Below are 20,431 nucleotides of genomic sequence, written 5' to 3' on the forward strand. Positions count from 1 at the left end.
CTCAAAGCGAAGAAACACCGGGCCTCGAAAAGGGCTACTTTGCCAGCGCTCGGTGCGAAGCGGACATTAGCCTCAGGGCATGAGCTTCGATCCTGGTTTCCGAGCCGCGCGCAAGGCCGGCTCACCCGGCATGTTCGGGTTGCTCTTCCCGCTGGTGTTCCTGGGCTTGCTGGTCCTCCTCGCGGGTCCGTTCTCGCTCGCGGGTCCGTTCTCGTCCGCCGACGGTTTCGGCGCGCCGCCGCCGTTCCTCGTGGTCGCCGGGATCGCGGCCCTGATCGTGCTGTGGATCTTCGTCAAGGGGGTCCGGCGCTGGGCCCGCAACCGTGCCGCCTGGTCCGGGGCCGCGCGGGGTGCGGTCTCCCTGACCCTGAACGGCGAGGCGGTGGCCGCGCAGCGTGAGGTGTCCGGCCGGCCGATGCGGACGGTGGTGGTCGAGCACCGCGGGCACCAGCAGTACCTGCACCTGCTGTTCCCGAAGGACGCGTCGGCCGACACCATGGTTCCGGGTCGGGTGACGGTCGAGTTCTTCGCCGGGGACACCGTCGAGGGCCCGGCGCGGCTGCTGCTGGCCGACGGCCGGACGCTGTGGGCCTTCACCTCGCAGCTCGGGACGCGGGCACAACCGAAGCCCCGAGCGACCCGGTCGTCCGGCGCGACGTCCGCCACGACGACCGGCACCGCGTCCGACGGGAGCGCGGCCCTGCTGGTGCCCGGGACGTTCGGGCCGGCCGCGCCTGGCGACCGTGGACGGGGCGACGACGGAGTCGGTGACGGATTTGGCGAGGGGCTCGGTGACGCCGTGCCCTCGCCGGACCCGTCGGCGAACGCGACATGGTCCGGCGGCGACGGCTGGACCGGCGGCAGCACCTGGGGCGGAGACTCGACCTGGACGGGCTCGGACGGCGGCGGCTCCGGTCACGCCGGGGGCGGCGGTGACGGTGGCGGGTGGTTCGGCGGCGGCGACTCGGGCGGCTGGTCCGGGGGCGACTCCGGCGGCGGCGGTGGCGACTCGGGCGGCGGTTCCTGACGCCGGCGCTCCCGGCGTCGTCCGTTCTGCCGGCCTCGGCGTGGCGGGCGAACCTTGGGTGATCTTGTCCTGTTTTCTGTGCAATGCGCGGCTCGGGCGCCTAGCGTCCGAAGAGCAGGGGAGATGAGCGCGCGTGGTACGGCCGCGTGCCGACCGAGAGGTGCCCCGTCATGCGCAAGGTCTACAACCTTCCACCAGGCTGGCCGGTCCCGCCCGCGGGCTGGAGCCCGGATCCTGAGTGGCAACCGAATCCCGAGTGGTCGACCCCTGCCGGCTGGCAGCTGTGGGTCGACGTCCCGGACACGGCTCTGATCGGCACTGACGCGGTCGCCGTGGACGTGCCGGACGAGCAGACGGATGCAGCGCGAAACCGGAGGCGTTGGATCGTGGCCGGCTGGGCGGCAGCGGCCGTTCTGATCTTCTTCGTGGGCGTCGGTATCGGCAGCGCAGGTGGGGGTCAGGACGACACCGCGGTCGCGGAGGCCGAGGCCTCGGCGTCCGCCTCCGCGGCAGCGGCCTTCGCGGCCGTGGACGAGGAGCGCGCGCAACTCGAGAGCGAGCAGGCCGACCTCGCCGAGGCCCAGGCGGCTCTCGAGACCGGCGAGGCCGCGCTGGCCGACGACCGGAAGAGCCTGGACAGCCGTGCCGACGAGGTGGCGAAGAAGGAGAAGAAGCTCCGGACGCGAGAGTCCGACGTCAAGGCGGCCGAGGCCGAGGTCGGCACGCGAGAGTCCGACGTGGCCGAGCGCGAGGCGGCCGTCGAGGCCTCCGAGGCAGCCGGGCTGGTGGGCGGTGACACCGGGCCGGCCGACTCCGGGGGCACGACCTACTACGAGAACTGCGACGCTGCGCGGGCCGCAGGTGCCGCGCCGGTGTACAGCGGCGACCCTGGCTACGGCTCCCACCTGGACCGGGACGGCGACGGGGTCGGCTGCGAATAGCGCGAGACGTCGTTGGCATCGAGATCGGCACAGCAGTGTGTCGATCTCGATGCCGCCTGCCGTTCGCGCTACTGCCAGAGCCCCCGCTCGATCAGCACGTCCTTGAGCAGGTCGGCGCGGTCGGTGATCAGGCCGTCCACGCCGTCGTCGATGAGCTGCCGCATCTCGTCCGGGTCGTCGATGGTCCAGACGTGCACCTTCTTGCCCGATGCGTGCGCCGCGGCGATCGACGCGGGATCCACGACCGTGATCGAGCCTTCCCGCACCGGGACCTGCAAGGCGTCGACGTCGCGCAGCGCCCGCCGGGACAGGGCCGGGACGTGGACGCGCACCCCGGTCAGGAAGCTCGCGATCTCCTTGCGTCCGGCCGACGTCGCGACCGGGCGGGACAGCTTGGTGAGCGTCGCCCGCCGTCGGGCCACCTCGAAGGAGGTGACGCACACGCGGTCCCACGCGGAGGTCCGCTCGATCGCCCGGGCGACCGGCCCGACGCTGGAGGAGTGCTTGACGTCGATGTTCACGCGCAGGTCGGGCCACCCGCCCAGCAGGTCCTCCAGCAGCGGCACGGGCTCCACGCCGCCGATGCGGGCCTCGCTCACCTCGGACCACGGCAGCTCGGCGACCAGGCCCGTGCCGTCCGTGGTGCGGTCGAGCGACTCGTCGTGCAGCGCGACGGCGACGCCGTCCACCGTCCCGTGCGCGTCCGTCTCCACGTAGCGGTAGCCGAGGTCGACGGCGGCGCCGAACGCCGCCAGGGAGTTCTCCAGCCCCTCGGTGCCGGCTGACGCGTGCGCGAACCCGCGGTGGGCGAGGGCCTGGAAGGCCCCCTCGAAGTAGGTCACTGGCAGTCCCTCACGAATCGAACCTCACGAACCTCATGCATCGGGTCTCAAGCATCGATGCTGCTGTCGGTCCATTTCAACATGCCGTCGAGGTAGGCCTCACGCGGGTCGCGGGCCGACAGCGACAGGTCGTGCACGCCGCCCGGCACGACCAGCTCGGTGACGTCCAGCCCCAGGCCGGGCGCGAGCGCGGCCATCTGCCGGACGTCGAGCACGGTGTCCTGGGCGTCGAGCAGCGGGTTGTCGAGCGAGTCCGGTCCGGACGAGTCGGACCGGGCGAGCAGCACGGGGCACGCGATCTCCAGCCCGGCGGCGACGCGCGCCTGCCCGCGCCGGATCGCGACGAACCATCCCACGCGGCCGGGCTGGCCCTCGGGACGCTTGAGGGTCGTGTCGAACTCCCAGCGCCCGCCGTTCGCGGCGAGCAGGTGCTCGGCGTACCGGGACGGGCCGTCGCTGATGATCGCGGTGCTCGCGAGCCGCCCCACCGTGTCCAGCACGCGGGTCCCGACGGTGCGCTGCCAGTGCGGGGCGCGCAGGTCGAGGAACGGCGAGTTCAGCACCAGGGAGTCGGGCCCGGCGTCGGCACCCGTGGCGTTGCGGTGCGCGTGCGCCCACAGGGAGGCGGTGAGCCCGCCGGTCGAGTGGGCGTGCACCACGAGCGGCAGCCCCGGCTCCAGGCCGCGCACCGCCCGGGCCGCTGCCGCGATGTCGCTCGCCTGTTCACGCAGGTCGAGCACGAAGTGGGGGATCTGGTCGGGCCGCAGGGACCGTCCGGCGGCCCGGAGGTCGACGGCGTAGAACGCGTAGCCGGCCGCCGTGAACGTGCGGGCCAGGTGCTCCTGGAAGAAGTAGTCGTTGTAGCCGTGCACGTGGATCACGGCCGCCCGGGGCGCCGGCCGGTCGGCCGGGTACGGGTAACGCACCAGGGTCGCGGGGCCGAGCGGAGCCTCCTGGAACGGCTCGCCGAGCAGGTGGTCGGTGCGCCAGTCGAGCGCGTCTTCCGTGGAACCAGGCACCTGGGGATCGTATGTCCTGGACGGCACCTGTCGCAGGTCGCAGGTCGCAGGTCGCGGGTCGCACGCGCTCGGGCTCGCCCTGGTCGGGCGGCCGTGCTCAGGCGGGACGCAGCCCCGCCAGCAGGATCTCCAGGTACGGCCCGCGGTCCGACGCCGCTCCCAGCCGCACCGCGTGCTCCATCCCGCACACCAGGTGCTCCACCTGCTCGGTGGACAGGTCCGGCCGGACGACGCCGGCGGCGCGGGCCCGGACCAGGATCTGCTCGAAGCCCGTGCCGATCTCCTGCTTGGCGGCGCGCACCTCGTCGTCCTCGTCCTCGGCGGACAGGAGCACGGGCTGCAGGCCGCCCTCCTCGAGCTGGAGGTCCAGCGCGGCGTGCAGGAGGTTCCTGATCGCCGTGGTGGGGTCGGGCTCCGCGACGGCCTCGCGGACCAGGACGCGCAGCCGTTCCAGCGTGTCGAGGGTGAGCGCCTCCACGAGCGCGTGCGTGGTGGGGAAGTGCCGGTAGACGGTGCCGACCCCCACGCCGGCCTCGCGCGCCAGGTCGTTGAGCCGGAGCGCGCCGGGATCGTGGCGCCGGGCGACCTCGAGGATCCGCGCGCGGCTGCGGGCGGCGTCGGACCGGAGAGCGGGCATGGGGTGAGCCTACCGCAGAAGCGGATGGATGATCCGTTTCTGGTGCTACGCTCAAACGGATACATCATCCGGATGTGTGCCCCCGAGGCATGCCCAGAGACATGAGGGCCGTCATGACCGCCAAGTCCGCCTGCAGCTCCGCCCGTAACCACGCCCGCGGCGACGCCGCCGAGCACGCCACCAGCTCGACCGCCGACCCGACCTGGGACCCCGCCCACCTCCCCGACCAGACCGGCCGCACGCTCGTCGTGACCGGCGCGACCGCCGGCATCGGCTACTTCGCCGCCGAGCAGCTCGCCGCGGCCGGTGCGCACGTCGTGCTCGCCTCTCGCTCCGCGTCCAAGCTCGAGACCGCCGTTGCCTCGATCGGGCGGGAGGTGCCCGGCGCGCGCCTCGACACCGTCGTCGTGGACCTCGCCTCCCTGGCGTCCGTGGCCGACGCCGCCGCGCGCATCGCCGCCCTGCCCCGCGTCGACGGGCTGCTGCTCAACGGCGGGGCCATGGCCCTGAAGGGGAGCGCGACGACCGCCGACGGGCTGCCCCTGCTGCTCGGCACCCACGTGGTCGCGAACGCCGCGCTCCTGGCGGGCGTGCTCCCGGCGCTCGCGGCCACGGGCGAGCGGACCGGTACGCCGTCGCGGGTTGTGCACACCTCCACGGGGTTCGTCACGCAGTTCCCGGTGGCCGTCGACGACGTCCGGCGGGTGCCGCGCGTCGCCGTCGGCGCCTACACGAAGGCGAAGACCGTGACCGAGGTGCTCGCGTTCGAGCTGGCCCGCCGGCTGGAGGCCGCCGGGACGCCGGTCGTCTCGCTGGTCACGCGCCCTGGTGTGGGCGTGGACGCCCGGACGCCGCACCGCCCCGGGATCCGCGACGCGACCACGCCGTACCAGCGCAACCCCTACACGCTCTGGGCCCAGGGCAAGGACGCCGCCGCCTGGTCGGCGGTGCGCGCCCTGACCGACCCGCAGGCGCGCAACGGCGACTACTACGCCCCGGCCGGACGCCTGCGCGGCGTCCCGGTGCGCGTGGACCCGACCGCCCGGACGGCGTCGCCCGAGGGCGACCTCGCGGCGCGCGTGTGGGACCAGGTCGAGGAGCTCGCGGGGACGGCGCTGCGGATTCCCGCCGGAGCAGGCGAGAAGCAGGCTCGGGGGTAGGTGCTCGCCGTTGTCGGCCCGGCCGACAGCGGCCCGGCCGACAACGACCCAGCCGATAACGACATGGCAAGATGTCCGGCATGCCTACCAATGGCGGGATCAGTATCGGCCGGACGGTGCAGTCGGCGATCTACCGCAACGGTGTCTACGGCCACCGGCCCACGGTGCCCACCGACCCCGACGCGCTCGCCGCCGCCGCCCGCCGCCGCATGACCCGCACCGGCTGGTCCTACGTGGCCGGCGGCGCCGGCGCGCAGCGCACCGTGGCGGCCAACCGCGAGGCGTTCGGCGGGTACCGGATCGTGCCCCGCCAGATGGTCGACGTCGGCGAGCGGTCGCCGGCCACGACCCTGCTCGGTCGCGAGCTGCCCGCCCCCGTGCTGTTCGGGCCGATCGGGGCGCTGGAGCTCGCCGTGCAGCACCAGCGCGGGGGCCGGGCCGCCGCACCACGCAACGCCGAGCCCGCCCTGGCCCGCGCCGCCCGGGACCTCGGCCTGCCCGTCGTCATCTCGTCCCAGGCGTCCACCCCCATGGAGGACACGGCCGCCGTCCTCGGCGACAGCCCACGCTGGTTCCAGCTCTACTGGTCGTCCGACGACGCCCTGGTCGAGTCCTTCGTCTCCCGCGCCGAGGCGAGCGGCTGCGAGGCAATCGTCGTCACCCTGGACACCCACGTGCTCGGCTGGCGCACCGCCGACCTCGACCTGGGCTACCTCCCGTTCGCCCGTGCCGAGGGCATCGCCCAGTACCTGAGCGACCCCGTGTTCCGCGCTCTCGTCGAGGCCCGGGTCCAGGCGACAGCGTCGTCCGGCTCCGGAGGCGGCGCGCCGTCGTCCAACCGGCCCACCGCCGCCGCCGTCCGCTCGCTGCTGTCCATGGCGCGCCACCACCCGGGCCCCACCCTGCGCAACCTGACCCAGCCCCACGCCCGCGCCGCCGTGGAGACCTTCCTGGAGGTGTTCTCCCGCTCGACCCTCACCTGGGCCGACCTCGCCTGGCTGCGCGAGCGCACCACCCTGCCGATCCTCGTCAAGGGCATCCAGCACCCCGACGACGCCCGCGCCGCCCTCGACCACGGCGCCGACGGCATCGTGGTCTCCAACCACGGCGGCCGGCAGATCGACAACGCCGTCGCCTCGATCGACGCCCTCGGGCCCGTGGTCGACGCCGTGCGCACGTGGTCCGGGGCGTCCGGTTCGGGAGCGGGCGCTCGTGCGGACGGCGCCGGCGCTGCCTTCGTCCCCGTGCTGTTCGACTCCGGCGTCCGTACCGGGGCCGACGTCTTCACCGCGCTCGCCCTCGGCGCCGACGCCGTCCTCCTGGGCCGCCCCTGGGTCTACGGCCTCGCGCTCGCCGGGTCCGACGGCGTCCGCGCCGTCGCCGAGCACGTCCTGGCCGAGCTCGACCTCACCATGGCGCTCGCGGGTGTCTCCGGCACGGAGCAGATCGGCCGGCACAACCTGGCGCTCTGACCTGCACGCCTGACCTGTACGTCTGACAGGTGGGCCGACGCCTGACAGGTGGGTCGGTATGAGATCGTGACCGCTCCAGCACCCACGATTCATGCGACGCGGGCAGACTGCGGCCATGACCGACGCCGTACCCGGACCCGACTCGCAGGCGCGCTCTGCCGGCGAGACACCGACGCCCCCGAAGATGGGCCTCGAGCTGCAGGAGGGGGTGCGGGTCCCGCGCCGTCAGGTGTTCTCCTGGGCGCTGTGGGACTGGGGTACCCAACCCTTCAACACGGTGATCCTCACGTTCGTGTTCACCGCGCTGTACCTGACCACGGAGGCGTTCCTGGACCCGGCCGTCGCGGCGCTGGGCAAGGACGACCCCGCCTACCAGCACGGCCTCGCCGAGCTGAGCAGCGGCGTGGGTCTGTGGAACACCCTCGCGGGTCTGCTCATCCTCTTCCTCGCACCCGTGCTCGGGCAGCGCGCCGACGCCACCGGGCGGCGCAAGGCGTGGCTCGCCGGCGGGACGGCCGGCATGGTGCTGTGCATGCTCGCGCTGTGGTTCGTCGAGGCCGACCCGGCCTACTTCGTGCTCGGTGCCGCGCTCATCGGCCTGGGCAGCGTGCTCAACGAGATCGCGGGCGTGAACTACAACGCCATGATGGTGTCGGTCGCCACGCCGAGGACGGTCGGCAAGGTGTCCGGGCTCGGCTGGGGACTCGGCTACGTCGGCGGCATCCTGGCACTCCTGTTCGTGGTGATCGCGAACGGGGCGGAGTGGTGGGGCATGCCCACCGACAACGGCCTCGCCTTCCGGGTGATCGCCGTGGGCTGTGCGCTCTGGGCGCTGGCGTTCGCCTGGCCGATCCTGGCCTTCGTGCCGGAGCTTCCGCCCACCAAGGGCCGCGCCACGGTCGGGTTCTTCGCCAGCTACGTGGTGCTGTTCCACGACATCAAGGGCCTGTGGCACACCTCGCGCCGCACCTTCTGGTTCCTGCTGGCCAGCGCCGTCTTCCGCGACGGCCTGAGCGGCGTCTTCGCCTTCGGCGCGATCATCGGCGGCGTCAGCTTCGGGTTCTCCGCCGACCAGGTCATCATCTTCGGCATCGCCGCCAACCTCGTGGCCGGGGCGAGCACGGTGCTCGTGGGCTTCGCCGACGACCGCTTCGGCCCGCGCTCCGTCATCCTCAGCACGCTCAGCGTCATCGTCGTGGCCGGGCTCGCCGTCGTGTTCCTGCGCGACCTCGGCCCCGTCGTCTACTGGGTGGGCGGCCTGATCCTCTCGGCCTGCGTCGGCCCGGCACAGGCCGCGTCTCGGTCCTACCTGGCCCGGGTGGCGCCGGCGGGCAAGGAGTCGGAGATCTTCGGCCTCTACGCCACAACCGGCCGCGCCACGTCCTGGATGTCGAGCGCCCTGTGGACGATCACCATCGCCGCGACGGGCGCGACCATCTGGGGCACCCTCGGCATCGTCGCGGTGGTGCTCATCGGCCTCGTGATGATGTGGTTCGTGCGGGAGGCACCCCTGGCCGACGCCGGTACCACGGCGGAACCGACAGGCGACCGGTCGGTGGCCTAGTTTTCGGTGGGTTCCTGGTCGGCGGTCTGGCGCGCTGCGGTGCGCCGGGCCGCCGTCCGCGCCTCCAGGGCGCTCCGGAGGGCGGCCTGGAGCCGGTCGAGATCCGCGAGCTGCCCCAGGTGCCCGAGCTTCTCCGGGTTGATCACGCCGCGGATACCCGCGAGCAGACCATCGGAGACCTCGAACGACCAGGTGCCGATCAGGCCGCCGCCCACGACGTCGTCCGCCACGATGAGCAGGCCCGGCTCGCCGCCCACGAGCGCACGCTCGAAGTGGAGCGGCGCGCCCCGGCCGACGAAGGACGCCAGCATCCGGGCGACCGTCACCCGGCCCGCGACCGGCCGGGCGATCGACATGCCCAGCGGCACCTTCCCACCGCCGTCGCCCGCGAGCACCACGTCCTCGGCCAGCAGCTCCAGGAACGAGTCGACCGCACCCTCCTCGCACGCGGCGAGGAAGCGGGACACGAGCTCCTCGGCGCGGGCCCGGTCGCTCGCGGTGCGCGGCCGGGAGGTCAGGGCGTCGGGCGCGGGGTCATCCTGCCCTGGGGGCCGGGGCGCTGCATGCTGGGGTGCTTCGTCTTGTGTTGCTACCTGCTGCGGCGCTACGTGCCGGGCGATCCGCCGTCGGGCGCGGGAGGCCAGCTGCCGGGCCGCCACCTCGCTGGTGCCGATCACGTCGGCGGCCTCGCTGTGCGGAAAGCCGAGCACGTCGTGCAGCAGGAACGCCGCGCGCTCGGTCGGGGTGAGGGTCTCCAGGAGCACCAGGAACGCGGTGGAGAGATCGTCGGCCAGCTCGGCGTGCCGCGCGACGTCGGGCGACGGCGCGGCCATCGCGACCGGCAACGACGAGCCGGGGCCGACCAGCGGCTCCGGCAGCCACTCGCCCACGTACTGCTCCCGCCGGACCCGCGCCGAGCGCAGCACGTCGATGGCGATGCGCGTCGTGACCGTGGTGACGAACGCGTCGGGATTGCGCACGTCAGGCGACTGCGAGACGCGCGTCAACGCCTCCTGCACCACGTCCTCCGCCTCGGCCACGCTGCCCAGCATCCGGTAGGCGACCGCGAACGAGAGCGGGCGCAGCCGGCCGAGCGCGGCGTCGTCCAGGAAGGCGCCGGCGGTGGGGGCGGTGCCGGACGGCGAGGTCGGGGACTCGGTCATGCGGACATGCTCTCGCGTCATACCCCTACGACGGGACAGGGACGGCAGACGTGACACTTCCGCGAGAACTGGTCCGGATCGAAGGGCGCTCCCGCAGCTCGCAGCCCGACTCCCAGGGAACCTGGAAATGGTGCGTGAGCTCTGCTTTCGTGGTCATAGTCTTGCGCGCGTGAGAACAACCGCCCTCGTCCTGCGCTTCCTGCTCGAGCTCGCACTCGCCGCGGGCGCGGGCTACGCCGCCTGGAACCTCGCCGACGGCGGATGGCGCCTCGCCGCCGTCCTGCTCGCGCCGGCCGTCGTGATCGCGCTCTGGGCGACGTTCCTCTCGCCGAAGGCACCAGTGGCCGTCCCGGCCTGGGCGCAGGTCGCCACGGAAGCGGCCCTCTTCGGCGGCATCGGATACCTGTGCTGGCGCGCGGGAGCCCCCGCCGCCGGCGTGGCGCTCGCGGCGGTGTGGGCGGTCGACCGCCTGGTGCTGTGGCTGACCCGAGACCGGCCCAGTGTCCTCGAGCCCGAGCGCGGCACCGGGCCGCGGTGAGGCGGCGTGACTGCTTGGCGTGATCGCTCGGCGCGACGGCGTGACAGGCCGGCGTGACAGGCCGGCGTGACAGGCCGGCGTGACTGGTCAGCGTGACCGCATGGCGTCGATCTCGTCGCGGCGAAACAGGACGAGGCGGTCCAGGACGTCGTCGGGCAACGGCCGGTCCGGCGTGAACCGCACGGTGCCCTTGGACGTCGAGAAGTCCGCCAGGTCGGGTGCGAGCGCGTCGATCGCGGGTGGGCTGAACGGGTACAGCCCGATGTGCTTCGCGGTCGCGCGCGCCGAGACCAGCGGGCTGCCCCGGTAGCGCAGTGCGGCCATGCCGTAGCTCATGCCCTCCTCGGCGTCGGGCACGAGCTCCAGCGCCCGTAACCGCACGTGTTCGACGGCGTCCTTGGCCGGCCCGTCCAAGCCGGCGATGTACTCGGTGAACTCGCCCATGAGCACAGCCTCGCGAGGTCCGGTGCGTTCCGCGAGGGCTGGGGCGGCGGACGGCGGACGGTCGACCCAGCACCTGCACCCGTCGAGGCTGCCGACCCCGACGACCCGTCCGCCATGCCACCCGCAACGGCGGCATGACGGATGAGATCCGGCGGACCTGGTCCGACAGCTTTGGTCCTCCATGGGCATGCTTGCCGGGCACCGCCACGCCCGGCCGGGCGATCTGCCGGCTCACGGGCCACGGCTGCTCCTGTCAACAGCAGCCGTGGCCCGATCAAGCGCGCCAGAGACCGGAGGCGGGTTGCCGCTGGCCGAGTTCGCCCACCTCGGCTGTACCCCGTGGCCCTCCCACGATCACGCCGCACCCTGCGGAACCGCGGCGCGGGTCCTCCCCGCGAGCGCGAGCGCGGCCGCCGCCAGCAGTCCCGTGAGTCCCAGCACGACGGCGTAGGCGGGCAGCCCGGCGACGTCGTACAAGGCCCAGAGCAGGGCGCCGGTCACGGACGACGCGATCGCGGCCGCGACGGCGTCGGCCACCTGGAGGGTGGACGACGCCGAACCGTGCTCGTGCGGTGGTGCCAGCTCCAGCGTGAGGACCGACAGCGTCGGGTAGACCAGGCCCATCCCGCTGCCCGAGAGCACCCAGAACGCCATCCCGACCCCGGCCGGCACGTCCGGGAGCACGAGCATCGCCGCGCCGACCATCCCGAGGGCGAGCAGACCGCCGCCCAGCCGCACGTACCCGGCGTGGCTCAGGTGCAGCAGGTTGCGCCCCCGCACCCAGGACGCCGCGGACCAGCCCAGCGCCCCGACCGTCAGGATCAGCCCGGCACCGCCGGGGCTCAGGTGCCGCTCGTGCACCAGGAGCAGCGGCAGCAGCACCTCGGCACCCGTGAACGCCGCCGAGACCAGTGCGCGCACCGACACGACGGCGGGCAGCCCGCGTCCCGCACGCAGCACGGACAGGGCCAGGCGCAGCGCGTGCATCAGCGGTCGATCGGGTTGTCCGACGTCGGACGTGTGTCCCCGGGCGGCGCCCTCGCCGGCGTCGCCGAGCAGGCCGACGTCGAGGCCGTCGTCCGACACGACTGCCTCCACGGAGTTGTCGTCCGGCTCCCGCCCGTCGTCCGGCTCCTGCCCCGCGCCCTGGGCCGCCGTCAGGCCGGGGCGCATCAGGATCGCTGCCGGGACGGTGAGTGCGGCCGCGCCGAGGAAGACCCAGCGCCAGCCCACGTGGTCCACGACGAGACCGGCCAGCCCCGGCCCCACGATCGCGGGCACCACCCATGCGGCGGCGAACGCCGAGAAGACCGCCGGACGCCGTTCCGCGACGAAGACACGCGCCACCAGGACGTACAGCGCGACGCCGAAGAGCCCGCTGCCCACTCCCTGGACCGCGCGCCCCGCGATGAGCGCGCCCATCCCGGTGGCGGTCCCCGCGACCACGAGACCGATCACGAAGAGCGCCACGCCGGTCCACATCGCCGGTGCCGGACCGGTGCGGTCGCACCAGCGTCCCGCCGTGAGCATGCCCACCACGCTGGTGGCAAATACCACCGCGAAGGCGAACGTGTAGTGCCGCAGCCCGTCCAGGTCCACGGCGATGGTGGGCATCGCGGTCGCCACGGCGAGGGCCTCGAACGCCCCGAGCGAGCAGAGCGCGACCATCCCGATCAGGACGAGGCGCTGCGCACCGGGGCTCAGGGCACCGGGGGCGGCGACCGTCGGTTGGGTGGAGACTGCCGCGGTCACACCAGCACCACCTTGCCGGTCGTGCGGCGCTCCTCGAGCTCGCGGTGAGCGCGTGCGGCCTCCGCGAACGGCACGCGGTGCGTGGCCACCCGCCAGCGGCCCGACGCCGCGTGCGCCAGCGCGCGCTCCTGGTACGGCCGCTGGTCGCCCATCGGGGGAGCCTCCGGTCCGACGGCGTAGCGCACCTCGATCGTCGACTCGATCCGGTCGGCCTCCGCCCACGACGTGTAGCGGTTGGCCGTCCCGGACGCCCAGCCGTACGCGACGAGCCGGCCGGGCAGATTGGTGTTGCCCGGCTCGGCGGCCAGGGCGCCGTCGTCCGCTCCGCCGCTCTGGCCCGCGCCGTCGAACGGTTCGCCGCCCGCTCCGCGCAGGAGACCCGTGGCGGCCGTGCCGAGATCGCCACCCACGCCGTCGAGCACGAGGGTCGCGGGGGAGCCGCCGAGCGCCGCGCGTGCCGCGTCGGGCCAGCCGGGGACCGAGTAGTCCACCAGGGCGAGCCGGTCCGTGTCCGGCAGAAGGTCGCGCAGGACCTGCAGCTTCGCGGCGCCGCCGGCGAGCGCGACGACGTGCGCCCCTGCATGCAGCGCCTCCTGGACGAAGAGCGTGCCGAGCCCGCCGGCCGCGCCCGTCACGACGACGACGTCGTCTGCCGTCACCCCGGCGAGGTCGAGGGTGTACACGGCCATCCGGCCGGTGCCGATCATGGTGATCGCGTCCGCCGGGTCGAGCGGGGCGCCGTCAGCGCCGTCGGGTACGGCGTGCAGCTTCTCCGCGCCGACGACGACGCGCCGGGCGTACCCACCGCCGTCGGGCACCGGGCCGAGGTGTGCCGCCACGGGCCGTCCGATCCACGAGGGGTCGACGCCGGGCCCGACGGCGGCCACGGTGCCCGCGATCTCGCGGCCCGGCACCGTCGGCAGGCTGGGCAGCGGGAGCGGCGGGCCGGCCTCGCCGCGCCGGAGGCTGGTGTCCAGGAGGTGCACCCCGTGCGCGACGGCGTCCACGAGCACGTCGCCGGGGCCGGGAACGGGGTCCGGGACCTGCTCGAGCACGAGGACCTCAGGAGGTCCGAAGGAGTGGTGTCTGATCGCGTCCATGCGCTCATCCTTTAACCTGAACCAAAGTTGAGGTCAATATCGGTCCGAGTCGGCTGGCAGAGTCCCTCTGACCGGAGTTCCCGAGTTTCTCGTGAGTCGTTGGAGGCCACGCATGGAAGCGCCCAACCCCGCCGTCCCCTGGGATCGTGACGAGCTTACCGTCGGCGATCTCGCCGCCCGCAGCGGTGTGGCGGTGTCCGCGCTGCACTTCTACGAGCGCAAGGGCCTGATCACGAGCCGGCGGACGTCGGGCAACCAGCGGCGCTACCGGCGCGAGACACTGCGCCGGGTCGCGTTCATCCGGGTGTCCCAGCGGGTCGGGATCCCGCTCGCCGACATCGGCGCGGCGCTCGACACCCTGCCGGGGGACCGGACGCCCACGGCGAAGGACTGGCGCCGCATCTCGCAGGCCTGGCACGACGACCTCGACGCGCGGATCGAGCAGCTCTCCCGGCTGCGCGACCACCTCACCGACTGCATCGGCTGCGGCTGTCTCTCGCTGCGCCGGTGCGCGCTGACCAACCCGCACGACGCCCTCGCCGAGGCCGGGCCCGGCCCGCGGACGCTGCTGGTCGACGGGCTGGGGCCTGACGGGGCGTGAGCCCGGCAGGGCGTGTCAGTGGTCGGGGGTAGCGTGCGCGACGCCGGGCACTGAGATCGGGTGCCGGCGGTATGGACAACAGTCAGGCGAGGGGGATGCCGTGGGTACGTACTTCGAGTGGGTCGCCGATCTGGACGCGACCGAGGCCGACGCTCGTGAGCTGGGGCAACGGGTCGTGGACGCGCTCGTCGCGCGCGGAGTGCTGTTGCCGGAGGTATCCCAGGACGCGGCACTGGGCGGCGTCGGGCACCCGCCGGGTCCGGCGTGGGCGGACACCCTGGCCGTGTCTGTGGCCGGGGCCGTCTCCGGGGAGGCCCCGTGGGGCATGGCGGTCGGGGTGGGGCGTGAGGTGTACGACGGAGGGCGGGGCGGCGTCGACGCGGTGACCTGTCCCCGGTGCTCGGTCCGCAGGTCGTTCTTCGGGCCGCCCGAGGAGTTCGGCCCCACCTGCTCCGACGAGGACGGGCTGCGCTGGTTCTACGACGCGGCGGCCTCCTGGCGCGAGGGCGGCGTCGGCGGCGGTGACCTCGGTGACGGTGATGGTGACGGTGACGGTGACGGAGCAGTCGACCTGGTGTGCCGGGAGTGCGGCGCCGCGTCCCCGGTCACGCAGTGGTCGGCCGACGACGCTGCGCTGGCCTGCCTCGGCTTCACCTTCTGGAGCTGGGGCGAGCTGCGCCCGGAGGTGACCGACTGGATCGCCGAGGCGACGGGTGGTCACCGGATCGTGCACGGCAGCGGCAAGGTGTGAGGTCCCGCGTCCGAGGCCGGTGAGTCCGAGACCGGCGCGTCTGAGATCCGGCGACGTCAGCCGTGGCGGGCCACTAGGCTCGCGGCCATGGCTTCTGCACTGCCCAGCGTCCTGGTGCTCAACGGTCCCAACCTCGGCCGGCTCGGCGTCCGCGAGCCCGAGATCTACGGGCACGCCTCGATGGCGGACCTCAAGGTCGCTGCGGCGAGGTGGGGCGACGAGCTCGGCCTGGCAGTCGAGGTGCGGCAGACCGACGGCGAGTCCGAGATCGTGGGCTGGCTGCACGAGGCCGTGGACGCCGGTGCCCACGTCGTGCTCAACCCCGCCGCGTTCACGCACTACTCGTACGCGCTGCGCGACGCCGCCGCGCAGGTCACCACGGCGGGGCTGCTCCTGGTCGAGGTGCACCTGTCGAACCCCGCGACGCGGGAGTCGTTCCGGCACTACTCGGTCGTCGCCGGCATCGCGACCGGGACGGTCGCGGGATTCGGGTTCGACTCGTACCGGCTCGCCCTCTCGGCGATCGCGGAGCGACTTGAGGTTTAATCGCCGAACTTAACTCGCCAGCTCTTAAGCCGGGGCATTAAGCCAGGACGAGCATCGCCAGTCCTAGCCCTCCGAGTGCAATGAGCCAACTGGCGAAGCTGCCGATGAGGAAATACTCGGTGACCGGATTTGGCCCCTGGTGGGCCGGTGCGGCCTTCCCCGGCTCGATGACGTTGCTCGGGTCACCACTTGAGGCGGTCTGGATAATGATCGGCGATGCTGCCCTCGAGCTCGACTCGCTTGCGGCCAGTTCCGGAAAGCGAAGTAGTCCCTTCGCTCCGACGACGACCGCCGCGGCAGTCAGGTTGCCTGCCAGTCCCAGCCCAACGATGAACAGTCGCTCCATCGGCCCGAGCACGCGTCCGCTCCGCAGTCGGTCGGAGCCTTCCTTTGTGGGGACGTTGACCGCATCCAGGATGAGTCGGACCAGCACGTTGGCGGTGGTGACCTGGGCGAGTGCGATGCCACCGATGAGAATCACGCGTGCAGGGGGGAACTCTGACAGTGGGCCCGGAACCCAGGCCGGCCACACGGTTGTTCCGCTGTCCGCAAAGAGAAGCGTGATCGTGATGCCCACGCTGATTGCCAGGAACGCAGCGCTGCGTGCTGCCACCTTGCCGACTATGCGTGCAATCACGTCGAAGAGGGTCCAGACCGCGAGCAGTGCTGCAAGCGTTATCCCGATGCCGATCGACGTGGGGGTACCCGTGCCGGTAGCGGCCAACAGAGCAACGAGAGTGAGCAGGCCGGCAGCGAGTGCGGCGTAGCGGCGGGCAGGGGAGACGCCCGCGGAGGTCGTGTCCCTGAACGCATCTGCCACGCCCAGCGCTGCGAGAAACGCACCAAGTACCGCCATCCGTGCATCACGCCTTTCCGAACAAGAACTGTGCGTCTCGCGCGGCGCTGACGCCCCTCGCGAACGCTTGGCTTACCGCCGACTCGGAGATGCCTTCCTGCTCGGCGATGGATTTCTGGGACTCACCGTGAAGTGCGGAGAGGAGCATCCGCTGTTGGCGGTGGTTGAGTGTATCGACGAGCCCGTCGCGCGCAACGAGGAATGCGTTCACGACCTCAGGTTCCGGCCACCCGGCGCCCACCGGGCCGACGTATCGTGCGCCAGCCCTCTTGCCGAGTGAGTCGATGGCGTCGCGGGCGGCGTGCCAGCCGGGACCATCCTGGCGAATCGGCTGAGATTCGAGATCGAAGACCCCAACGTCCCCTTGCCCGATACCAAATCTCATGACGATCAGATCGGGTAGTGGACCGGCCGAGGGCCGACCCGCGGGCGAAGGGTTGGCTAGTTGGTTGAGTTCGAGCCTGATCAGCAGCGTCGCGAGCGAAGCGTCCCCGATGGTCTTGAACCCGCCTTGAACCTCGTCACCGAACGTCGGCTCAAGGCGCTGCGCCAGTGGAATCGCCATGCTGACGCGTCCGAGTGTGGCGACGATCGCCTGCTGGGCTCGGGCTCGATCGGTGAGGTTCCTCGACCCGACGATGTCCCCGATGACGGTATACATGGGTTAAGTGTAAGGCTGAATTTCACATCAGTTCAGTTATCCGCTTAACCAATAGCTAGGGTCCGCACACGCAGGTAGGGTTCCTCAGGGCGGTATTGGCCGAGGTCAGGGGGCTGGATGAGCTGGTGGGGTGCGGGGCGGGTGCAGCGTGACGCGAGTCGGCTGACGCGCATGCCTGACCAGGAGGGCAGCGCGACGGACGCACAGTTCGTCCAGTCAATGCTCCAGCTCACGATCACGAATGCCGACGTCAAGACGAGCGTCCTGGTGGCGGCCATTGCGCTGACGTTCGGCGTCGGAACGACCGCCATCCCGTTCTACCAGGCCCTCGTACCCGGCGCGTGGCTCGCCTTGACCGGTGCGGTGGTGGGCGTCGTCGCCATCGTGTATTGCGGAACCGCGGGCATGCACTTGGTGCTGTCTCTTCGACCCAGGATGAAGCAGCGCGAGTTCTCCAGGTACTCCTTGCCGGACATCGCCAAGGCTTCGGTCGACGAGCTGGTATCGACGACTCCGGAGGATGATCGGCGTGAGGCCTGGGTCCAGGTCAAGAACCTTGCTGACATCTCGGCCCAGAAGCATGCCCACATCCGGCGTGCGCTAACTTACTACCCGGTGTCCGTCGCCCTGATGATCGTCTCTGCCGCGATCGGTATCGTGGTACGCAGTGCGGGTGGTTAAGCGATGTCGTCGCCGTAGTCCGGTAGACTTGACCGCTGCTGCTCGACACCTCGCTTGATCACCCCAGCCGCCGGCCTCTCGTCGGCGTGCCCCGGGGTACACCCTTCACCCGACACAGGAAGACGAACGTGGCTACCTCCAACGACATCAAGAACGGCACCGTGCTCCGCATCGACGGCAACCTCTGGTCCGTCATCGAGTTCCAGCATGTCAAGCCGGGCAAGGGTGGAGCGTTCGTCCGCACGAAGATGAAGAACGTGCTGTCCGGCAAGGTCGTCGACAAGACGTTCAACGCGGGCATCAAGGTCGAGACGGCCAACGTGGACCGTCGCGACTTCCAGTACCTGTACATGGACGGCGAGGACTTCGTCTTCATGGACAACGACACGTACGACCAGATCAACGTGTCGGCCGCGACCGTCGGCGACGCGAAGGACTACATGCTCGAGGGCATGAGCGTCATGCTCGCCTCGAACGACGGCACCCCGCTGTACATCGAGCTGCCGGCGTCCGTCGTGCTGGAGATCACCTACACGGAGCCGGGCCTGCAGGGCGACCGCTCCACCGGTGGTACCAAGCCGGCGACGCTCGAGACGGGCGCCGAGATCCAGGTCCCGCTGTTCCTCGAGCAGGGCGTCAAGGTCAAGGTCGACACCCGCACGGGCGACTACCTCGGTCGCGTCACCGAGTGACCCACCGGCGGCCGGCCCGTACCGGGTCGGCCGCAGTTCGTGTCGCGCGGCTCGTGGCCGAGCCGCGCGACACGAGTTCCCCAGCTGGGTTCCTGGCTGAGCAACCCAACCGAGCTATCCGCCGAGTTTTCCGCAACAGAGAGAGACCATGGGCGCACGCACCAAGGCGCGCAAGCGCGCCGCCGACATCCTCTTCGAGGCGGAGCAGCGCGGCATCGACCCGCTGACGCTCCTCGCCGACCGCGTGGCCGTGCCGCACACCGAGGCGGCAGTTCCGCAGTACGCCGTCGACATCGTGGAGGGCGTGGTCGCCCACCGCGACCGCATCGACGAGGTGCTGGAGACCTACTCGCAGGGCTGGACGCTCGACCGCATGCCCGCCGTCGACCGCGCGCTGCTGCGGATCGGCTCGTGGGAGGTCCTCTTCAACGACGACGTGCCCGACGCCGTCGCGCTGGACGAGGCGGTCGACCTCGCCGGCGACCTGTCCACTGACGACTCCCCGGCCTTCGTGAACGGCCTGCTCGGCCGGGTCAAGGACCTGAAGCCGACCCTGCTGGCCTGAGCCGGCACGCAAGCCGGCACGCACTGTGAGCACCGGTCCCGGCGCTGGACGGTTCGACGAGCGACGTCTGCTCGTCGCCCTGTTCGGCGCCGGGACCGCTGCGTTCGCCCAGCTCTACGCACCGCAGTCCGTCCTGCCCGACGCCGCCCGCGAGCTCGCGACGTCGGCGTCCGCGACCTCGCTCCTCGTCTCCGCCGCCACCCTCGGCCTGGCCGTGGGGGTGCTGCCCTGGGCGTGGGTGGCCGACCGCGTCGGGCGGGTACGGGCGATGACCGTCGCGATGCTCGGCGCCACCGCCGTCGGCCTCGCGGTCCCGTTCGCGCCGTCCTTCGAGCTGCTCGTGGCCGGGCGCGCCGTCCAGGGGCTGTTCGTCGCGGGCGTGCCCGCCGTCGCGATGGCCTACCTGACGGAGATGCTGATCGAGTCGGGCGCCGCGGCCGCGGTCCCGCGCGCCGCCGGGACGTACGTGGCGGGCACATCGATGGGCGGGCTGCTGGGGCGGCTCGTGTCCGGCGGCGTCGCCGAGCTGTTCGGCTGGCGCGCGGGCGTGGGCGCCGTCGCCGTGGCGTGCCTGGTCGCCACGGGCGCGTTCATCTGGCTCGCCCCCCGCGACCGAGGGCCGCGCGCCGCGTCCGTGGCCGAGCCCGCGGGTTTGCCCGACGGCGGTGACGCGGCCCCCGACCCCGCGCCCGCCGCCGCCCCCGACCGCAGGGCTCCCCGCGGCCGGCTCGGGCGGTTCCGCGCGCTGCTGAACCCGCGCCTGCTCGTGCTCGACGCGCAGGGGCTGCTGCTCATGGGCGGGTTCGTCGCCGTCTACAACTACCTGGGCTTCCGCCTCGCGGCCGCGCCCTTCGACCTCTCGCCCGGCGTGGTGAGCCTCGTGTTCCTCGCCTACCTGGCCGGGACCTGGTCGTCGGCGCGGACGGGACGGCTCGTGCTCCGGCACGGCCGGCGCCGGGTGCTGATCGTGTCGGCCGGCGTGATGGCGCTCGGGGTGACGGCCACGCTGTCGGGCTGGCTGCCGCTGGTGCTGGCCGGGCTCATCGTGCTGACCGCCGGCTTCTTCGGCGCGCACGCCGTGGCGAGCGGGTGGACGCCGGTCGCGGCGCCCCAGGCCCGGACCCAGGCCGCCGCCGTGTACAACCTGGCCTACTACGCGGGATCCAGCCTGTTCGGCTGGCTCGGCGGGATCGGGTTCGCGCTGGCGGGCTGGCCCGGGACGGTCGGGATGGTGCTCGCGCTGGTCGCGGTCGCGGCAGGACTGGCGGCGGCGGTGCTGCGGGACTAGGCGCGGATCGAGCGAAGTCGGGGGACCGGTGCTGCCCCGGAACACAATGCAACCAAAGGGTTGCGCATTGGCGGGTCTGGGTGCATCGTAGAAGTGCAACCAGATGGTTGCGTTCGCCAGCCGATCGAGCC

22 protein-coding genes are annotated in these 20,431 nt (G+C 72.4%); 13 read left to right on the plus strand and 9 right to left on the minus strand.

Going from position 1 to position 20,431, the window contains the following annotated elements:
- Positions 1-79 precede the first annotated feature (79 nt).
- Both QRN56_RS15280 and QRN56_RS15285 read left to right on the plus strand, forming a co-directional pair.
- On the plus strand, positions 80-1,027 hold the full coding sequence (locus tag QRN56_RS15280) for a hypothetical protein (RefSeq protein WP_285104642.1): 948 nt from the start codon (positions 80-82) through the stop codon (positions 1,025-1,027).
- A 170-nt stretch (positions 1,028-1,197) separates the two neighbouring features.
- The gene (locus QRN56_RS15285; protein ID WP_285104644.1) at positions 1,198-1,968 is read left to right on the plus strand and encodes an excalibur calcium-binding domain-containing protein; all 771 of its coding nucleotides are present in this window, start codon (positions 1,198-1,200) and stop codon (positions 1,966-1,968) included.
- A gap of 68 nt (positions 1,969-2,036) precedes the next feature.
- On the opposite strand, the gene QRN56_RS15290 is transcribed toward QRN56_RS15285, so the two are convergent.
- The 3 genes from QRN56_RS15290 to QRN56_RS15300 all read right to left on the minus strand — a co-directional run bounded on the left by QRN56_RS15290 (position 2,037) and on the right by QRN56_RS15300 (position 4,466).
- Complete coding sequence (locus QRN56_RS15290; RefSeq protein WP_285104646.1) at positions 2,037-2,810, minus strand: glycerophosphodiester phosphodiesterase family protein; 774 nt, start codon at positions 2,808-2,810, stop codon at positions 2,037-2,039.
- Between the two features lie 47 nt (positions 2,811-2,857).
- A complete protein-coding gene (locus QRN56_RS15295; RefSeq protein WP_285104648.1) occupies positions 2,858-3,829 on the minus strand; it encodes an alpha/beta hydrolase in 972 nt (323 codons plus the stop codon).
- A gap of 97 nt (positions 3,830-3,926) precedes the next feature.
- Positions 3,927-4,466 carry a TetR/AcrR family transcriptional regulator gene (locus QRN56_RS15300; protein WP_285104650.1) on the minus strand — a complete coding sequence of 180 codons (540 nt, stop codon included), beginning with the start codon at positions 4,464-4,466 and terminating at the stop codon, positions 3,927-3,929.
- Positions 4,467-4,579: 113 nt separating this feature from the next.
- On the opposite strand from QRN56_RS15300, the gene QRN56_RS15305 reads away from it, so the two are divergent.
- From QRN56_RS15305 to QRN56_RS15315, 3 genes are all read left to right on the plus strand, one after another.
- Entirely contained in the window at positions 4,580-5,626 is a 1,047-nt protein-coding gene (locus QRN56_RS15305) for an SDR family NAD(P)-dependent oxidoreductase (RefSeq protein ID WP_285104652.1), read from the plus strand.
- 80 nt (positions 5,627-5,706) lie between these two features.
- Entirely contained in the window at positions 5,707-7,098 is a 1,392-nt protein-coding gene (locus QRN56_RS15310; protein WP_285104654.1) for an alpha-hydroxy-acid oxidizing protein, read from the plus strand.
- Between the two features lie 115 nt (positions 7,099-7,213).
- The gene (locus tag QRN56_RS15315; protein WP_285104655.1) at positions 7,214-8,662 is read left to right on the plus strand and encodes an MFS transporter; all 1,449 of its coding nucleotides are present in this window, start codon (positions 7,214-7,216) and stop codon (positions 8,660-8,662) included.
- On the opposite strand, the gene QRN56_RS15320 is transcribed toward QRN56_RS15315, so the two are convergent.
- Complete coding sequence (locus QRN56_RS15320; protein ID WP_285104656.1) at positions 8,659-9,825, minus strand: sigma-70 family RNA polymerase sigma factor; 1,167 nt, start codon at positions 9,823-9,825, stop codon at positions 8,659-8,661. The two genes, QRN56_RS15315 and QRN56_RS15320, sit on opposite strands and share 4 nt — an antisense overlap.
- Positions 9,826-9,994: 169 nt before the next feature.
- On the opposite strand from QRN56_RS15320, the gene QRN56_RS15325 reads away from it, so the two are divergent.
- Positions 9,995-10,363 carry a DUF2568 domain-containing protein gene (locus tag QRN56_RS15325; protein ID WP_285104658.1) on the plus strand — a complete coding sequence of 123 codons (369 nt, stop codon included), beginning with the start codon at positions 9,995-9,997 and terminating at the stop codon, positions 10,361-10,363.
- A gap of 87 nt (positions 10,364-10,450) precedes the next feature.
- Here the strand turns inward: QRN56_RS15325 and QRN56_RS15330 are convergent, their stop codons facing one another.
- From QRN56_RS15330 to QRN56_RS15340, 3 genes are all read right to left on the minus strand, one after another.
- Complete coding sequence (locus QRN56_RS15330) at positions 10,451-10,807, minus strand: iron chaperone (RefSeq protein ID WP_285104660.1); 357 nt, start codon at positions 10,805-10,807, stop codon at positions 10,451-10,453.
- A 354-nt stretch (positions 10,808-11,161) separates the two neighbouring features.
- Complete coding sequence (locus QRN56_RS15335) at positions 11,162-12,559, minus strand: MFS transporter (RefSeq protein WP_285104661.1); 1,398 nt, start codon at positions 12,557-12,559, stop codon at positions 11,162-11,164.
- Entirely contained in the window at positions 12,556-13,659 is a 1,104-nt protein-coding gene (locus QRN56_RS15340) for an alcohol dehydrogenase catalytic domain-containing protein (protein WP_285104662.1), read from the minus strand. Before QRN56_RS15340 ends, QRN56_RS15335 begins: the two co-directional genes overlap by 4 nt.
- Positions 13,660-13,771: 112 nt before the next feature.
- Here QRN56_RS15340 and soxR point away from each other — a divergent pair, with 112 nt between their 5' ends.
- The 3 genes from soxR to QRN56_RS15355 all read left to right on the plus strand — a co-directional run bounded on the left by soxR (position 13,772) and on the right by QRN56_RS15355 (position 15,557).
- Positions 13,772-14,260 carry a redox-sensitive transcriptional activator SoxR gene (soxR, locus tag QRN56_RS15345; protein ID WP_285104663.1) on the plus strand — a complete coding sequence of 163 codons (489 nt, stop codon included), beginning with the start codon at positions 13,772-13,774 and terminating at the stop codon, positions 14,258-14,260.
- A gap of 100 nt (positions 14,261-14,360) precedes the next feature.
- A complete protein-coding gene (locus QRN56_RS15350) occupies positions 14,361-15,011 on the plus strand; it encodes a hypothetical protein (protein ID WP_285104665.1) in 651 nt (216 codons plus the stop codon).
- A gap of 87 nt (positions 15,012-15,098) precedes the next feature.
- The gene (locus QRN56_RS15355) at positions 15,099-15,557 is read left to right on the plus strand and encodes a type II 3-dehydroquinate dehydratase (RefSeq protein ID WP_350224574.1); all 459 of its coding nucleotides are present in this window, start codon (positions 15,099-15,101) and stop codon (positions 15,555-15,557) included.
- A 37-nt stretch (positions 15,558-15,594) separates the two neighbouring features.
- Here QRN56_RS15355 and QRN56_RS15360 read toward each other — a convergent pair whose 3' ends face one another.
- Positions 15,595-16,413, minus strand: coding sequence for a hypothetical protein (locus tag QRN56_RS15360; protein ID WP_285104666.1), 819 nt, complete (start codon positions 16,411-16,413; stop codon positions 15,595-15,597).
- Positions 16,414-16,420: 7 nt separating this feature from the next.
- The gene (locus QRN56_RS15365; RefSeq protein ID WP_285104667.1) at positions 16,421-17,074 is read right to left on the minus strand and encodes a hypothetical protein; all 654 of its coding nucleotides are present in this window, start codon (positions 17,072-17,074) and stop codon (positions 16,421-16,423) included.
- Positions 17,075-17,245: 171 nt separating this feature from the next.
- Between QRN56_RS15365 and QRN56_RS15370 the strand changes: the two genes are divergently transcribed.
- From QRN56_RS15370 to QRN56_RS15385, 4 genes are all read left to right on the plus strand, one after another.
- On the plus strand, positions 17,246-17,755 hold the full coding sequence (locus tag QRN56_RS15370; RefSeq protein ID WP_285104669.1) for a Pycsar system effector family protein: 510 nt from the start codon (positions 17,246-17,248) through the stop codon (positions 17,753-17,755).
- A 128-nt stretch (positions 17,756-17,883) separates the two neighbouring features.
- Complete coding sequence (efp, locus tag QRN56_RS15375) at positions 17,884-18,447, plus strand: elongation factor P (protein WP_285104671.1); 564 nt, start codon at positions 17,884-17,886, stop codon at positions 18,445-18,447.
- 148 nt (positions 18,448-18,595) lie between these two features.
- Positions 18,596-19,012, plus strand: a complete 417-nt coding sequence (nusB, locus tag QRN56_RS15380; protein ID WP_285104672.1) for a transcription antitermination factor NusB — start codon at positions 18,596-18,598, stop codon at positions 19,010-19,012.
- A 25-nt stretch (positions 19,013-19,037) separates the two neighbouring features.
- Entirely contained in the window at positions 19,038-20,300 is a 1,263-nt protein-coding gene (locus QRN56_RS15385) for an MFS transporter (RefSeq protein ID WP_285104673.1), read from the plus strand.
- Positions 20,301-20,431 lie beyond the last annotated feature (131 nt).

The organism is Promicromonospora sp. MEB111 (assembly GCF_030209445.1).
Lineage (GTDB): Bacteria > Actinomycetota > Actinomycetes > Actinomycetales > Cellulomonadaceae > Promicromonospora.

Excerpts from the sequence above, each read along its gene's own strand:
- QRN56_RS15280 (WP_285104642.1), top strand. The coding sequence starts at position 80 with ATGAGCTTCGATCCTGGTTTCCGAGCCGCGCGCAAGGCCGGCTCACCC.
- QRN56_RS15285 (WP_285104644.1), top strand. The coding sequence starts at position 1,198 with ATGCGCAAGGTCTACAACCTTCCACCAGGCTGGCCGGTCCCGCCCGCG.
- QRN56_RS15300 (WP_285104650.1), bottom strand. The coding sequence starts at position 4,466 with ATGCCCGCTCTCCGGTCCGACGCCGCCCGCAGCCGCGCGCGGATCCTC.
- QRN56_RS15305 (WP_285104652.1), top strand. The coding sequence starts at position 4,580 with ATGACCGCCAAGTCCGCCTGCAGCTCCGCCCGTAACCACGCCCGCGGC.
- QRN56_RS15310 (WP_285104654.1), top strand. The coding sequence starts at position 5,707 with ATGCCTACCAATGGCGGGATCAGTATCGGCCGGACGGTGCAGTCGGCG.
- QRN56_RS15315 (WP_285104655.1), top strand. The coding sequence starts at position 7,214 with ATGACCGACGCCGTACCCGGACCCGACTCGCAGGCGCGCTCTGCCGGC.
- QRN56_RS15320 (WP_285104656.1), bottom strand. The coding sequence starts at position 9,825 with ATGACCGAGTCCCCGACCTCGCCGTCCGGCACCGCCCCCACCGCCGGC.
- QRN56_RS15330 (WP_285104660.1), bottom strand. The coding sequence starts at position 10,807 with ATGGGCGAGTTCACCGAGTACATCGCCGGCTTGGACGGGCCGGCCAAG.
- QRN56_RS15340 (WP_285104662.1), bottom strand. The coding sequence starts at position 13,659 with ATGGACGCGATCAGACACCACTCCTTCGGACCTCCTGAGGTCCTCGTG.
- soxR (WP_285104663.1), top strand. The coding sequence starts at position 13,772 with ATGGAAGCGCCCAACCCCGCCGTCCCCTGGGATCGTGACGAGCTTACC.
- QRN56_RS15355 (WP_350224574.1), top strand. The coding sequence starts at position 15,099 with ATGGCTTCTGCACTGCCCAGCGTCCTGGTGCTCAACGGTCCCAACCTC.
- QRN56_RS15360 (WP_285104666.1), bottom strand. The coding sequence starts at position 16,413 with ATGGCGGTACTTGGTGCGTTTCTCGCAGCGCTGGGCGTGGCAGATGCG.
- QRN56_RS15365 (WP_285104667.1), bottom strand. The coding sequence starts at position 17,074 with ATGTATACCGTCATCGGGGACATCGTCGGGTCGAGGAACCTCACCGAT.
- QRN56_RS15370 (WP_285104669.1), top strand. The coding sequence starts at position 17,246 with ATGCCTGACCAGGAGGGCAGCGCGACGGACGCACAGTTCGTCCAGTCA.
- nusB (WP_285104672.1), top strand. The coding sequence starts at position 18,596 with ATGGGCGCACGCACCAAGGCGCGCAAGCGCGCCGCCGACATCCTCTTC.